Source organism: Pseudomonas sp. P9_2 (assembly GCF_034008255.1).
Taxonomy (GTDB): domain Bacteria; phylum Pseudomonadota; class Gammaproteobacteria; order Pseudomonadales; family Pseudomonadaceae; genus Aquipseudomonas; species Aquipseudomonas synxantha_A.
On the sequence record NZ_CP125376.1, the window covers coordinates 4792142 to 4806978 of the forward strand.

A 14837-nucleotide genomic window follows, 5' to 3' on the forward strand; every position below is an offset into this window, starting at 1 on the left:
TGTTGAATGTACCTTTACCAAGACTGGATCGTTTGATGGCATTGCGCGACGCGCTGGTGGCGTTGAAGGGGCCACTGGCCAACGACGCCAAATTGCGCGAAGACCTGCATGAGCGCTTGTTCAATGAAGAGGCCAATAACCGGGTGCTGGGCAAAATCTGCACACCAGCGTCCACTGTGGCAGGCCCCATTACGTTCGGAGACACCCTTTAACTGCATAATATTTGCGTTTAACCCTCATTAATATGCAGTGGTGCGATCAGACCAACCTCGGCACACTGCACGGGTTCCTCCCCCAAATGTTGGAACGTTCAAAGGGCTGCACCGGGAAACCAGGCAGGCCTTTTTTTTCGCCCGCCGTTTATGGATCGTCTTTAATGCTCGCTCGCTGGTTACCCGCTGCAATCAACACCCGCCCCGCTGAATGGAGTCGTGCCGGCATCGGCATGGCCTTGGGCACAATGTTCAGTGTCTGGGCTTGCGCCCAGGTATTCGGCATGGAGGTTGCCCTGCATTTGCTCGGCCCCCTTGGCGCTTCGGCCGTGTTGCTGTTTGCGGTGTCATCGGGAGCGCTGGCCCAGCCATGGTCGATCATGGGCAGTTACCTGTGTGCCGGCATCGTTGCATTGCTGGTGGCACGGGTACTGGGGCGAACCCTGGGTAGCGCGTGCCTGGCGGCGGGCATGACGGTAATACTGATCTGTTGGCTGCGTTGCCTGCACCCACCGGCCGGTGGCCTGGCCATGACCCTGGTGTTGGCCGACCCTGCGTCCATTACCCTGGGCTGGTATGAACTGGCGCCGGTCATGCTGGGTGCCGGCGCTCTGCTGGGATGCGCACTGCTCTATAACAATGCCACGCGCACACGTTATCCCAAGGGGCTGGCCGAACCTGCTCCTGTCGTCCTCGGCATTCAGCCCGTGAGCGATCCATCGATTACAGCGGCCGACCTCAAGCTGGCGCTGGCCGAAATGGAGCAATTTTACGATGTCGAGCCCACCGAGCTGGAACAACTGATTCACGCAGCAGAAGGCCATGCACGACGTCGCAGTATCGGTGAGGTCCTGGCCAATCGCGTGGCTTGATCCCTACGGCATAAATGCAAAAACGACCTGCATGATTCCGGGTTGTACGGGGCAAATTTGCACTGGTACGATCACGGGATGGTTCGTCCGCGAACATTTATACAAAGAACAATAAAAGCAGGGAGTTAGTGATGACTGCTCAGGTTTCATCCGAAGCAAGCCACGCCGATATTCAGCAGGAAGTACTGAGTGAAGTGCGTAACCATATCGGCCACCTCACCCTCAATCGCCCCGCCGGCTTGAATGCCATCACCCTCGACATGGTCCGCCAGTTGACGGCGCAGCTGCAGGCGTGGGCGGATGACCCGCAGGTTTATGCCGTGGTGCTGCGTGGCGCCGGCGAAAAAGCCTTCTGCGCTGGCGGCGATATCCGCTCGCTGTACGACAGCTTCAAGAACGGCGACACCCTGCACCAGGATTTCTTCGTGGAGGAATATGCCCTTGACCTGGCCATCCACCATTACCGTAAACCGGTCGTGGCACTGATGGACGGCTTCGTCCTCGGCGGCGGCATGGGCCTGGTACAAGGCGCGGATCTGCGGGTCGTCACTGAACGCAGTCGCCTGGCGATGCCGGAAGTGGCTATCGGCTACTTCCCTGATGTAGGCGGCAGCTATTTCCTGTCGCGTATTCCCGGTGAGCTGGGGACTTACCTTGGTGTGACCGGGGTGCAGATACGTGCCGCCGATGCGCTGTATTGCGGGCTGGCCGACTGGTCTATCGACAGCGCCAGACTCCCCGCCCTGGACAACAAGCTCGACCAGTTGCAATGGAGCGACTCCCCCCTCAAGGATTTGCAAGGTGTGCTCGCCAAACTGGCGGTGCAGCAATTGCCCGATGCGCCGCTGGCGGCCCTGCGCCCGGTCATTGATCACTTCTTCGCCCTGCCGGATGTACCCAGCATCGTCGAGCAATTGCAGGCAGTTACGGTCGCCGACACCCACGAATGGGCGTTGACTACCGCCCATCTGATGCAGACCCGCTCACCCCTGGCCATGGCCGTGACCTTGCAAATGCTGCGTCGTGGCCGGCACCTCCCGCTGGAACAGTGCTTTGCTCTGGAGCTGCACCTGGACCGTCAATGGTTCGAACGTGGCGACCTGATTGAAGGCGTTCGCGCCCTGATCATCGACAAGGATAAAGCCCCGCGCTGGAACCCGCCCACGCTCAATGCGCTGGATACCAGCCACGTCGAGAGCTTCTTCCACAGCTTCGCGCAGATTGAGAAATAAGCCATGCAAGATCTTGAATACACAGAAGAACAAATCATGATCCGCGACATGGCGCGGGACTTCGCCCGTGGCGAAATTGCCCCCCATGCCCAAGCCTGGGAGAAAGCCGGCTGGATCGACGACGCACTGGTGGCAAAGATGGGCGAACTGGGCCTGCTCGGCATGGTTGTCCCTGAAGAATGGGGCGGCACCTATGTGGACTACGTGGCCTACGCGCTGGCCGTGGAGGAAATTTCTGCGGGTGACGGCGCCACGGGCGCCTTGATGAGTATCCATAATTCAGTGGGTTGCGGGCCTATCCTCAACTACGGCACAGCTGAGCAAAAACACACATGGCTGGCCGAACTCGCCAGCGGCCAGGCCATCGGCTGCTTCTGCCTGACCGAACCTCAGGCCGGCTCCGAAGCCCACAACCTGCGCACCCGTGCAGAATTGAAAGACGGCCAGTGGGTGATCAACGGCGCCAAGCAATTTGTCAGCAATGGCAAGCGCGCCAGGTTGGCCATCGTGTTTGCGGTGACCGATCCGGAATTGGGCAAGAAGGGTATTTCAGCGTTTCTGGTGCCTACCGACACCCCGGGTTTTGTGGTCGACCGCACCGAACACAAGATGGGCATTCGTGCGTCGGACACCTGTGCCGTTACGCTCAACCAATGCAGCGTGCCGCAAGCCAACCTGCTGGGTGAGCGCGGCAAGGGCCTGGCAATCGCCCTGTCCAATCTGGAAGGTGGGCGCATCGGTATTGCCGCCCAGGCATTGGGCATCGCCCGCGCCGCCTTTGAAGCAGCGCTGGCTTATGCCCGGGATCGCGTGCAGTTCGACAAGGCGATCATCGAACATCAGAGCGTGGCCAACCTGTTGGCTGACATGCAAACGCAGCTGAACGCAGCACGCTTGCTGATTCTCCACGCGGCGCGCCTGCGCAGTGCCGGCAAACCATGCTTGTCCGAAGCGTCCCAGGCCAAGCTGTTTGCCTCGGAAATGGCCGAGCGGGTCTGCTCCAAGGCGATGCAGATTCATGGCGGGTATGGGTATCTGGAAGACTATCCGGTGGAGCGTTACTACCGGGATGCGCGGATCACGCAGATTTACGAAGGCACCAGCGAGATCCAGCGGATGGTGATTGCCAGGGAGCTCAAGCACTACCAGCTCTGACTGACACACTGCAAAAAACTGTGTCAAACGCTGCAGTTCAAATGTGGGAGGGGGCTTGCTCCCGATGGCCGTGGTTCAGTAGCTGATGTGCTGACTGATCCACCGCCATCGGGAGCAAGCCCCCTCCCACAGCGTTTTACTTATCCTTGAACTCCGGCGCCCGCTTGGCCACGAATGCGGCCATGCCTTCCTTCTGATCCTGGGTCGCGAACGCCGCGTGGAACACCCGGCGCTCAAAACGCACGCCTTCGGACAGGCTGACTTCAAAGGCGCGGTTCACGCTCTCCTTTACCATCATGCTGATCGGCACTGACTTACTGGCGATCAGGGCAGCGACTTTCAGCGCTTCGTCCAGCAACTCATCGGCCGGCACGATACGCGCCACGATCCCGCAACGCTCGGCTTCGACGGCGTCGATAAAGCGCCCGGTCAGGCACATTTCCATAGCCTTGGCCTTGCCCACGGCGCGGGTCAGGCGCTGGGTGCCGCCCATGCCCGGCAGCACGCCGAGGTTGATTTCCGGCTGGCCGAACCTGGCACTGTCACCGGCCAGGATAAAGTCGCACATCAACGCCAGTTCACAGCCGCCACCGAGGGCAAAGCCATTCACCGCCGCAATGATCGGCTTGCGGCGGTTGGCCACACGGTCACTGTCGCTGAACAGGTCGTCCATGTAGATCTGCGGGTAAGTCAGCTCGGCCATTTCCTTGATGTCGGCGCCGGCCGCAAAGGCTTTTTTCGAGCCGGTGAGCACGATGCAGCCGACCTCTGGGTTGGCCTCCAGCTTATCCAGCGCCTGGTTCAGTTCGCTGACCAGTTGCGCGTTCAAGGCGTTCAACGCCTGCGGGCGGTTGAGGGTAATCAGCCCGACGCGGCCCTGGACGTCAAGCAGGATGGTTTCATAACTCATGTATCGGCTCCTTATAGATTGCGTGAGATGACCATGCGTTGAATATCGCTAGTGCCTTCGTAAATCTGGCAGACCCGCACATCGCGGTAGATCCGCTCCAGGGGAAAGTCGCTCAGGTAACCGTAACCGCCCAGGGTTTGCAAGGCGGCCGAACAGACTTTCTCGGCCATTTCCGAAGCAAACAGCTTGGCCATGGACGCCTCCACCAACGCCGGCTTGCCGCTGTCACGCAGGGCCGCGGCGTAATGCACCATCTGCCGGGCCACGGCAATTTGCGTGGCCATGTCCGCCAGGCGAAAGGCGACGGCCTGGTGTTCGATCAACGGTTTGCCGAAGCTTTCCCGCTCACGGGCATAGTCGCGGGCTGCTTCGAAGGCGGCGCGGGCCATGCCCACCGACTGGGATGCGATGCCGACACGGCCACCCTCAAGGTTGGCCAGGGCGATCTTGTAGCCCTCGCCCTCCTCGCCCAGGCGATTGGCCACGGGCACCTTCACGTCTTCAAACAGGATCTGGCACGTGTCGGAAGCATGTTGCCCGAGCTTGTCTTCGACTCGCGCCACGGTGTAGCCCACAGAGTCAGTGGGTACGATGAAGGCACTGATCCCGCGCTTGCCCGCTGCCGGGTCGGTGACGGCAAACACAATCACGATCCCGGCGTTTTGCCCGGAGGTGATGAACTGTTTGCAGCCATTGAGCACATAGTGATCGCCTTCAAGGCGTGCACGGGTCTTCAAGCTGCTGGCATCGGAACCGGCCTGGGGTTCGGTCAATGCAAAGGCACCGAGCATGGTGCCACTGGCCAGGGGCGTGAGGAATTGGGCCTTTTGCTGGTCATTGCCGAATTTGAGGATCGGCACGCAGCCCACCGAGTTGTGCACGCTCATGATGGTCGAGCACGCACCGTCACCTGCGGCGATTTCTTCCAGGGCCATGGCGTAGGCCAGGTAGCCGGTGTCGCAACCGCCCCACTGTTCCGGCACCAACATGCCGAAAAAGCCTAGTTCGGCCATTTCAGCGATGGCTTCCTTGGGAAAGCGATGCTCGCGATCCCATTCGGCGGCGAACGGCTTCAAGCGTTCCTGGGCAAATTGCCGGGCGGCGTCGCTGATTTGCAGTTGTTCGTCATTGGGCAGCATAAGTCATCCTTAGTAGAGGCATTCAACGGCCATGGCCGTGGCTTCACCGCCGCCGATACAAATGGCCGCGACGCCACGTTTGAGGCCCTTCTGGCGCAGGGCCGAGAGCAGTGTCACCAGGATCCGCGCACCCGAAGCACCAATAGGATGGCCCAGGGCGCAGGCACCGCCATGCACGTTGACCTTGTCGTGAGGGATCGCAAGCTTGCTCATGGTCACCAGGCTGACCACGGCAAAGGCTTCGTTGATTTCGAACAGGTCGACGTCTTCCAGGCGCCAACCGGTCTTGCTCATCAAAGTGCGAATCGCCCCCACCGGCGCCACCGGAAACAGCCCCGGCTCATCGGCAAACGCGGCGTGCCCGTGGATCACCGCCAACGGCTTGAGGCCACGTTTATGGGCGTCCGACTCGCGCATCAGCAGCAATGCCGCGGCGCCGTCGGAGATCGAGCTGGAGTTGGCCGCGGTGACGGTGCCGCCTTCACGGAACGCCGGCTTCAGGCTGGCGATCTTGTCCAGCCTGGCTTTAGGTGGTTGTTCATCGTGCAGGATGGTTTTTTGTTCCTTGCCCACGGTGACCTGCACCGGGACGATCTCGCTGGCGAAGCTGCCGTGGGTGATGGCCTCCTGCGCGCGCGTCAGCGAGGCGATGGCGAAGGCATCCTGAGCTTCCCGGGTAAAGCCGTTGTGCTCGGCGCAGTCTTCGGCAAAGGTGCCCATCAGGCGGCCCTTGTCGTAGGCATCCTCCAGGCCATCGAGAAACATATGGTCAAGTACCTTGCCGTGGCCCATGCGATAGCCGCTGCGTGCACGATCCAGCAGGTACGGTGCGTTAGACATGCTTTCCATGCCGCCGGCGATCACCACATCGACGCTGCCGGCGCGCAATGAGTCGTGGGCGAGAATCGTCGCCTCCATGCCTGAGCCGCACATCTTGTTCAGGGTGGTGCAGCGGGTGCCCTTGTCCAGCCCGGCGCCCAGGGCCGCCTGGCGTGCAGGTGCCTGCCCGAGCCCGGCCGGCAGTACGCAGCCAAACAACACCTCGTCCACCGCATCGGTGGCGATACCGGCGCGTTCAACGGCGGCACGAATCGCTGCAGCGCCCAGCTGCGGTGCGGTCAGGCTTTTGAGGTCGCCCTGGAACCCGCCCATGGGCGTGCGCACAGCGCTGACAATCACAATAGGGTCGTTCATACAGGCATTCCTTACTTGGCGGCCATACGCAAGGCACCGTCGAGACGGATCACCTCACCATTGAGCATGCTGTTTTCAAGGATATGTCGCACCAGCGCGGCATATTCGGCGGGTTTGCCCAGGCGCGGTGGAAACGGCACGCCAGCGGCCAGGGAGTCGCGAACTTCCGGGGTCATGCCGGCCATCATCGGGGTTTCGAAAATGCCCGGCGCGATGGTCATCACGCGGATGCCGAAACGCGCCAGTTCCCGTGCGGCGGGCAACGTCAAACTGGCAATCGCACCTTTGGACGCGGCATACGCGGCCTGGCCGATCTGCCCATCGAATGCCGCCACCGAGGCGGTATTGATGATCACACCGCGCTCGCCGTCGGCATTCGCTTCGGTTTCTGCGATCGCCGCAGCGGCCAGGCGCAAGAGGTTGAAGCTGCCGATCAGGTTGACGTTGATCACCTGGGCAAAGCTGGCCAGCCCATGCGGGCCGTTCTTGCCAAGGATTTTCTCGCCGCGCACGACACCGGCGCAGTTGATCAGGCCATGCAAACCACCAAACGCCTCCACCGCTGCCTTCACGGCAGTTTCAGCAGCGGCTTCCTGGCAGATATCTGCCACGGTGCTACGAGCGTTGTCGCCCAGTTGCGTGGCCTTGGCGGCAACGGCGTCAGCGTTCAAGTCCACCAGCATGACTTTGGCGCCGGCCGCGATGAGCATGTCAGCCGTGGCCGCGCCGAGGCCAGAAGCACCGCCGCTGACCAGAAATACCTTGTTTTCAATCTGCATCGTTGTTTCCTTTGAAAGGGGTCAAGCCACGGCCGCCTGGGCCTTGGCTATTTCCTGATTGCGCAAAATGAAGCGTTGCAGCTTGCCGCTCGGGGTTTTGGGCAAGTCGCTGACAAATTCGATTTCCCGTGGGTAAGCATGGGCGGCCAGGCGCTGGCGTACATGCAGGCGCAGCTCTTCGGCCAGTTCCGGGGTGGCGCGGTATTGCTCGCTGATCACCACGAAGGCTTTCACCAGTTCAGTACGCTCAGGGCAAGGTTTGCCGACCACGGCGGCCTCGACCACCGCCGGGTGTTCGACCAGGGCGCTTTCGACATCGAATGGCCCCACGCGGTAGCCGGAAGAGGTAATCACGTCATCGCTGCGCCCGACAAAACTGATACTGCCGTCGGGGTTCAATTCCACCGTATCGCCACTGAGGTAGTACTTGCCGACGAAGGCTTTGGTCTTCACACCGTCGTAGCCGGCAAACCAGCACATCGGCGATTGCTCGCGGTCGATGGCCAGAATGCCGGGCTGCCCGGCTGGCAGTTCCTGGTGGTTGTCATCCAGCACCACGATGCGGTGCCCGGGCGAAGCGAACCCCGCCGAGCCCACATGCACCGGATGCGTCAGGCCGTGGTGATTGCACAAGACCATGCCCAGTTCGGTCTGACCGTAGTGGTCGTGGATGGTCACCTCCAGGTTGTCGGCGAACCAGCGAATCACCTCCGGGTTCAACGGCTCGCCGGCACTGCTGACGATGCGCAGCTTGCCCTTGATTGAACGGGCGAACTGCTCGCCGCCGGCAATCAGCAATCGATACGCCGTGGGCGAGCCGGTCAGGTTGGTGATCGCGTATTTATTAATGACCCGGCAGGTGCTTTCCAGGGTGAACGGGCCGTCGTAGAAGGTAATCGGATGCCCCATGGACAACGGCCCGGTCACACCGAAATAGATGCCATAGGCCCAACCGGGGTCGGCGACGTTCCAGAACGCGTCTTCAGGGCGCAAGTCCACGGCGTCGCGCATATAGCCCTGGAACGCGACAATGGCTTTGAGCGGCACCGAGAGTGCTTTGGATGGACCGGTGGTGCCCGAAGTGAACATCAGCAGAAACGGATCCTCCGCGCCCAGCAATACCGGCTCGCAGACGTTGGAGTAGTTGGGCAGCTCAGCCCAGAAGCTATAGTCGCCACGCACGATGCCCTCGCCCTTGGCGCCGGTGACCGTGACAATGGTCGGGCAGCCGGCGACTTCGGCCAGCTTGGGGCGGTTCACCGCGTCGGTGACCACCAGCGCCGCGCCGGAGTTGGTCAGGCGATGTTCAATGGCCTTGGGGCCGAAGGCGGTAAACAGCGGCTGATATACCGCGCCAATGCGCCAGGTTGCGAACACCACCACCAGCAACTCGGCCGTACGTGGCAGCAGGCCCGCCACCTTGTCGCCGCGCTTGACGCCCTGGGCCAGGAGGAAGTTGGCGAAGCGTGCGGCCTGATCCTGCAATTCGGTAAAGGTCGACGTGGCGCTGCGCCCGTCCCGACCCTCCCAGAACAACGCGATGCGCCCTGGCAGCGCGTGGCGGTCACAGCACTCCACGCAGGCATTGAGCGCCTGCAGGTTGCCAGCCAGTGCGGCATCGACAGTGCGCTGATAATCAAACTCGGTGGTGGCGGCCAAATACTCACGCATCGTTTCAATCCTTCTGTATTTTTATTTTCAGGACTTTTTAACTGGATAAATCGGCTGAAATAGTCGCTCCAGAGCGCTGCAGGGGCAATGGTCAAAGCCTTCAACTTGGCTGACTGGTTTGGCCAATCCTGCTACCGGCGGGTACGCCGATCATTGATCCCACCGATCAAACGGTCGATCCAAGTGATTGGACGCTCTGCAAGCCAGCTTCTACCCTGATGCCTGCACCCTCACAGAAGCCTGCCATGATCGTTCGCCCCAAGCCCAACCTGCTGGGCATCCTGTTTTCCCTCAAGGGCTCGATTGCCAAGCGCATTGCCTGGCGCAGCCTGATGGTCACGCTGCTGGCCTCGGTCATCGTGCTGGTGGAAACCCTGCACCCCGCCTATTTTTCCAAGGTCAACGCTACGCCCTTTACCTTGCTGGGCTTGTCGTTGTCGATCTTCATGAGTTTTCGCAACAACGCCTGCTACGACCGCTGGTGGGAAGGCCGCAAGCAACTGGGGCAGATGATCATCGAGGTACGCTCGCTGATTCGTGAAACCCAGGTGCTCGGCGATACTCCCGAGCGGGCCGAGTTGCTGCGTGAGCTATGCGGTTTTGCCCATGGCTTGATCGCGCATTTGCGCCATGAAGATGAGGTGCGCGCCATGCAGCCCTGGGTTACCGTGCGCGCGAGCCACCCCAACTTGCCTGACAGCGTGCTGCAGATGCTCGGTGCGCGGTTGTGCGTGCTGGCCCGGCAGGGTGTGATCAGTGAATGGCGCTACACCCAGCTGGAAGCTCGGTTGGTCGGCCTCAGCCAGGTGCAGGCGTCCTGTGAGCGTATCAAGACCACTCCGCTGCCCTTCCCCTACACCCTGCTGCTACACCGCACCATTTACCTGTTCTGCATCCTGTTGCCCTTCGCCATGGCCGAACCGCTGGGCTGGTTGACGCCGGTGTTCACCGCGATCGTCAGCTACACCTTCTTTGGTCTGGATGCGATCGGCGATGAATTGGAAGACCCGTTTGGCTTTGACGAAAACGACCTGCCGTGCGATGCCATCCTGCGAACCCTGGAGCGCGAGATCCTGGCGGCCCTCGGTGAAGTCGACTTGCCTGCTGCGCCGCAACCGGTGGAGTACGTGCTGACCTGACGCCGGTTTGACACTGGCCCTGCACTGACCGAAGCTGATGGCTTTGCACTAGCAACCACAGCTTTCGGACGCCCGCATGTCAAAGTCACGCCGTAACTCCATCATCGGCCTGTGCGCCCTGTTGTTGATCGTGTCGATCACTTGGTTTTTCTCTCGCACCCCTCAAGTCACCGTGGCGCCCGCCATTGCCCACGGTTATTCCAAGGCGTTGAAACAGGCCCAAAACGGTGAGCCGGGCGCTGCGCGCGTGTTGTACCAACAGTTGGGACGGCCTGATCTGTCGCCTGAGCGCCGTGCCGCCCTGCACGCCCAATTGCCCAATTACCCCAGCCCCCAAGCGCTGAAGCTGGCGGATAAAGACCTGGCCGATGAATCTGCAATGGTTCGCGAAGCGGCGATCCACAGCATCGTCGGCCTGGTACCTAGCGGCCAGCGCACCCTGTTGCTCGGTCCGGTACTGGATGATCCCGAACAGGCTGTGCGCTTTGCTGCTGCCAATGCCCTGCTCGGTCTGTCGCCAGACACCCTGGGCTTGTATTTCGGCCCCTTGCAGCAGGTACTCGACGAATTTGTGAAGACCCTCAAGGCCCAGCCCGAAACCGCGCAAGGCTGGATCCAACTGGCGCGCCTGTACATCCACAGCGCGATGCTGGCACCGGCGCAAGACGCTCTGGAACAGGCAATGCGCCTGGAGCCGGACAACCTGCAAGCAGGCGTGGCGCAAATCGAACTGCTGGACAAGCAAGGCAAGACCGAGGAGTCGCGCCAACTGTTGGCGCAGCAATTGGCGGCGCATCCGGAGTCGGCCTACCTGCAACACGCGCTGGGCATGTGGTTGCTGCACCACGGCGAGCGCCCCTATGCCTTGCTCGGCCTGTCCAAGGCGGTGGAGCTTGAGCCGGACAACCAGGATTATCGCTTTGACCTGGCCACCACACTGCACGACCAGGATGAACTGGAGGCGGCCCAGCGTCAGTTGGAAGAGATCGTTCAGCGCCACCCGGCCAATCGCAAAGCACGGGTACTGCTGGTCAATTACTGGAAAGAGAGCGGCCAATTGCAGAACGTCCAGGTGCTGCTGGCACAGTTGGAGCAGCAGAACCCGGATGATCCGGCCTTGCAGCAAGGCCTGTAGGAACGAGCTTGCGCGCTCCTACACAGCTGCAATTATTAAGAAACGTTGAACCGCCACATGCCGTTACGGTCAAGTGAATATGGCGCGCCCCTTCGGCGTGCACCCAACTTGTACGTGACCTGAGGGCACTTCTTGTCTACATCCAATGCGCTTTTAAGTGAAAAGGCGGCCACCGGCATCGAAGGTCTTGATGACATTCTTTCCGGCGGGCTATCACGTAGCCATTTGTTTCTCCTTGAAGGTGAGCCGGGCACCGGTAAAACCACCGTCGCCCTGCACTTTTTGCAGGCAGGGGCGAAAAAAGGTGAAAAATCGCTGTATATCACCTTGTCAGAAACCGAGCGGGAACTGCGCCAAGGTGCCAAATCCCACGGTTGGGACCTGGACGACAATATCCATATCTTCGAATTGACCCCGCCCGAAAGCTTGCTCAATGCAGAGCATCAGCAGAGCTTGCTGTATTCCTCCGACCTGGAGCTGGGCGAAGCCACCCGGCAGATTTTCGAAGTGGTGGAACGCGTCAAACCGACCCGCGTGGTGGTCGACAGTCTGTCGGAGATCCGTCTGCTCGCGCAAAGCTCGCTGCGCTATCGCCGGCAAATCCTGGCGATCAAGCACTACTTCGTGCGTTATGACGCCACGGTACTGCTGCTCGATGACCTGACCACCGAGTCTCTCGACAAAACCGTGCACAGCGTGGCTCACGGCGTCATCCGCCTGGAAGAGTTGACCCCTGACTACGGCGCCGAACGCCGTCGTGTGCGAATCGTTAAGTACCGCGGGCAGAAATACCGGGGCGGCTTCCACGACTTCACCATCATGGGAGACGGTGTACATGTGTTCCCGCGTCTGGTGGCGGCCGAGCACCGTGGTGGCTATGTACGGCAAACCATGAGCAGCGGCATTGCCGAACTGGATGCCTTGATGGGCGGCGGTGTCGAGACCGGCTCCAGCAGTCTGATCCTCGGTCCGGCCGGTACCGGCAAATCCTTGATCTCGATGATTTTTGCCGCCGCCGCCGTAGAGCGCGGAGAAAAGGCCGCACTGTTCATCTTTGACGAAGAGATGGGTCTGCTGTTCGAGCGCATGAAGAACATGGGTATTGACCTGGAGGCTATGCAAGCGACCGGCAATCTGTTGATCGAACAGGTGGACGCGGCCGAGTTGTCCCCGGGTGAGTTTTCCCATCGGGTACGACGTTGTGTGGACGAACGCGGTATCAAGACGGTGGTAATCGACAGTATCAATGGTTATCAAGCGGCGATGCCGGAAGAAAACGCACTGATCCTGCATATGCACGAACTGCTGCTCTATCTCAACCGCCGCGGCGCTGCGACCTTTATGACCGTTGCCCAGCATGGCCTGGTCGGCGATATGCAAACCCCGGTAGACATCACCTACCTGGCCGACACCGTTATCTTGCTGCGTTATTTCGAAGCACTGGGCAAGGTCCGCCGCGCGATTTCCATTATCAAGAAACGCACGGGTTCCCACGAGTCGACCATACGTGAGTACCGTATCAGCAGTCGCGGCATGACCGTCGGCCAACCACTGGATAATTTCCAGGGCGTGTTGCGCGGCATTCCGACCTACATGGGCGCCGGTTCACCCCTGCTCAAGGAAGAGGACGTGTGACTCCGCCTCCTTCTGCCTTCGAACGAGCCATCATCCTTGCGCCCCTGGGACGAGACAGCTCACTCGCGCTGATGATGCTCAATGAAGCCGGTTACCAAGGTGTGGTTGCCGGCAGTCTTGAAGATTTGTGCGCAGCGCTGAACGAGGGTGCCGGCCTGCTCATCATTGCGGCTGAAGCCTTGCGTGGCGTGAACCTGGAACCTTTGCTGGAGTTCCTGCACCAACAGCCGGCCTGGTCGGACCTGCCCATTGTGTTGATGACCCATCACGGCGGCAGTGAACAAAACGGCTCTTCACACTTGAGCGGGCTACTGGGCAACGTCACGTTCCTTGAACGCCCGTTTCATCCTGTGACGCTGATCAGCCTGGTCAGCACTGCCCTGCGCGGTCGTCGACGCCAATACGAAGCGCGCGACCGACTGATCGACTTGAGCCAGAGTGAATTGCATTTGCAGCGCACCCTGGAAACCCTCGAACAGCAAGTGGAAGAACGCACTGCGCAACTGCGCAACAACGAAGAAGCGTTGCGCCAATCGCAGAAAATGGAAGCCGTCGGCCAGTTGACCGGCGGTATCGCCCATGACTTCAACAATATGCTCACCGGAATTATCGGCAGCCTGGAATTGCTGCGCAGGCGCGTGTCCCGCGGCAAGCTGGATGACCTGGACAGCCTGATCGACCTGGGCGTGACCTCTGCCAACCGTGCTGCGAGCCTCACCCATCGCCTGCTGGCGTTTTCGCGTCGCCAGTCCCTGGACTCCAAGCCTGTGGCGATCAACCAGCTCGTGAGTTCCATGGGCGAGTTACTGCAACGCAGCATCAATGAAAGCATCGCCCTGGACATGCGTCTGGACAGTGCCTTGTGGACCGCCGAAGCCGACCCCAATCAACTGGAAAGCGCCCTGCTCAACCTGGTGATCAACGCTCGCGATGCCATGCCCGGCGGCGGCCGCCTGACGGTTGAAACCACCAATCGGCACCTGGACAGCGTGTTCACTGCCGCTTACGGCACGTTAAAGCCGGGTGATTATGTAGAACTGAGCGTCAGTGATACCGGCTGTGGTATCCCGGAACACCTGATGGGTCGGGTGTTTGATCCGTTCTTCACCACCAAGCCGATCGGCCAGGGCACGGGGCTTGGGCTGTCGATGATCTATGGCTTTGCTCGCCAGTCCCACGGTCATGTGACGATTCATAGCGAGATTGGTAAAGGCACCACGGTGAGTTTGTTCCTGCCGCGATTTGTCGGCGAGATGAAGCCCCAGGAGCCGCTCAATCCAACGTCGCTACCATTTGCTACGACGGGTGAGACTGTATTGATCGTCGAGGATGACCCCGCGGTACGGGTGTTGGTCAGCACTGTGCTCAAAGAACTGGGTTACGGGTTCGTCGAGGCAGGTGACGCGGATACGGCGTTGCCGATCATTGAGTCCGAGCAGCGCATTGACCTGATGATCAGCGATGTCGGTCTGCCGGGAATGAACGGCCGGCAACTGGCCGAAATTGGCCGCCAGGCTCGTCCAGAGCTGAAGGTGCTCTTTATTACCGGATACGCTGAGCACGCGGCCGTACGGGGTGGCTTCCTGGACCCGGGAATGCAGCTGATCACCAAGCCGTTCACGTTTGATTTACTGACGGCCAAGGTGCGGGAGATGATCCAGGCGTAGACATGCACGCCGCTATGTAACGAATTGTCATGGATCGATGTTGAACAGATGGAATCGATGCCTGTTTTTTTCCACGAAACGATAGCGAGTTTCGTAT

13 protein-coding genes are annotated in these 14837 nt (G+C 60.5%); 8 read left to right on the plus strand and 5 right to left on the minus strand.

Annotated features, from left to right (window positions below):
- The first annotated feature begins 23 nt into the window (after positions 1–23).
- From QMK52_RS21315 to QMK52_RS21330, 4 genes are all read left to right on the plus strand, one after another.
- Positions 24–212 (plus strand): type VI secretion system contractile sheath small subunit, encoded by a 189-nt coding sequence (locus QMK52_RS21315; protein ID WP_269745282.1) that lies wholly within the window; start codon positions 24–26, stop codon positions 210–212.
- Positions 213–376: 164 nt separating this feature from the next.
- The gene (locus QMK52_RS21320) at positions 377–1084 is read left to right on the plus strand and encodes an HPP family protein (protein ID WP_194438199.1); all 708 of its coding nucleotides are present in this window, start codon (positions 377–379) and stop codon (positions 1082–1084) included.
- A gap of 131 nt (positions 1085–1215) precedes the next feature.
- Entirely contained in the window at positions 1216–2316 is a 1101-nt protein-coding gene (locus tag QMK52_RS21325) for an enoyl-CoA hydratase/isomerase family protein (protein WP_320403372.1), read from the plus strand.
- 3 nt (positions 2317–2319) lie between these two features.
- Positions 2320–3471, plus strand: coding sequence for an acyl-CoA dehydrogenase family protein (locus tag QMK52_RS21330; protein WP_005788309.1), 1152 nt, complete (start codon positions 2320–2322; stop codon positions 3469–3471).
- 136 nt (positions 3472–3607) lie between these two features.
- On the opposite strand, the gene QMK52_RS21335 is transcribed toward QMK52_RS21330, so the two are convergent.
- From QMK52_RS21335 to QMK52_RS21355, 5 genes are read right to left on the minus strand one after another with little or no spacing between them, the layout of a single operon-like run.
- On the minus strand, positions 3608–4381 hold the full coding sequence (locus QMK52_RS21335) for an enoyl-CoA hydratase (protein ID WP_005788307.1): 774 nt from the start codon (positions 4379–4381) through the stop codon (positions 3608–3610).
- Positions 4382–4392: 11 nt separating this feature from the next.
- Positions 4393–5520, minus strand: a complete 1128-nt coding sequence (locus QMK52_RS21340) for an acyl-CoA dehydrogenase (protein WP_194438198.1) — start codon at positions 5518–5520, stop codon at positions 4393–4395.
- A gap of 9 nt (positions 5521–5529) precedes the next feature.
- Positions 5530–6714, minus strand: coding sequence for an acetyl-CoA C-acyltransferase (locus tag QMK52_RS21345; protein ID WP_005788302.1), 1185 nt, complete (start codon positions 6712–6714; stop codon positions 5530–5532).
- Between the two features lie 11 nt (positions 6715–6725).
- Positions 6726–7493: an SDR family NAD(P)-dependent oxidoreductase gene (locus QMK52_RS21350; RefSeq protein ID WP_005788301.1), complete on the minus strand. Its 768-nt coding sequence runs from the start codon at positions 7491–7493 to the stop codon at positions 6726–6728.
- A gap of 21 nt (positions 7494–7514) precedes the next feature.
- The gene (locus tag QMK52_RS21355; protein WP_320403373.1) at positions 7515–9164 is read right to left on the minus strand and encodes an AMP-binding protein; all 1650 of its coding nucleotides are present in this window, start codon (positions 9162–9164) and stop codon (positions 7515–7517) included.
- 245 nt (positions 9165–9409) lie between these two features.
- Here QMK52_RS21355 and QMK52_RS21360 point away from each other — a divergent pair, with 245 nt between their 5' ends.
- The 4 genes from QMK52_RS21360 (at position 9410) to QMK52_RS21375 (ending at position 14740) form a co-directional block, all read left to right on the plus strand.
- On the plus strand, positions 9410–10303 hold the full coding sequence (locus QMK52_RS21360) for a bestrophin family protein (RefSeq protein ID WP_005788297.1): 894 nt from the start codon (positions 9410–9412) through the stop codon (positions 10301–10303).
- 76 nt (positions 10304–10379) lie between these two features.
- A complete protein-coding gene (locus QMK52_RS21365; RefSeq protein ID WP_005788294.1) occupies positions 10380–11438 on the plus strand; it encodes a HEAT repeat domain-containing protein in 1059 nt (352 codons plus the stop codon).
- 132 nt (positions 11439–11570) lie between these two features.
- On the plus strand, positions 11571–13073 hold the full coding sequence (locus QMK52_RS21370; RefSeq protein ID WP_005788292.1) for an ATPase domain-containing protein: 1503 nt from the start codon (positions 11571–11573) through the stop codon (positions 13071–13073).
- Positions 13070–14740 carry an ATP-binding protein gene (locus QMK52_RS21375; protein ID WP_005788290.1) on the plus strand — a complete coding sequence of 557 codons (1671 nt, stop codon included), beginning with the start codon at positions 13070–13072 and terminating at the stop codon, positions 14738–14740. The genes QMK52_RS21370 and QMK52_RS21375 overlap by 4 nt, the downstream gene beginning before the upstream one ends.
- Positions 14741–14837: the final 97 nt, after the last annotated feature.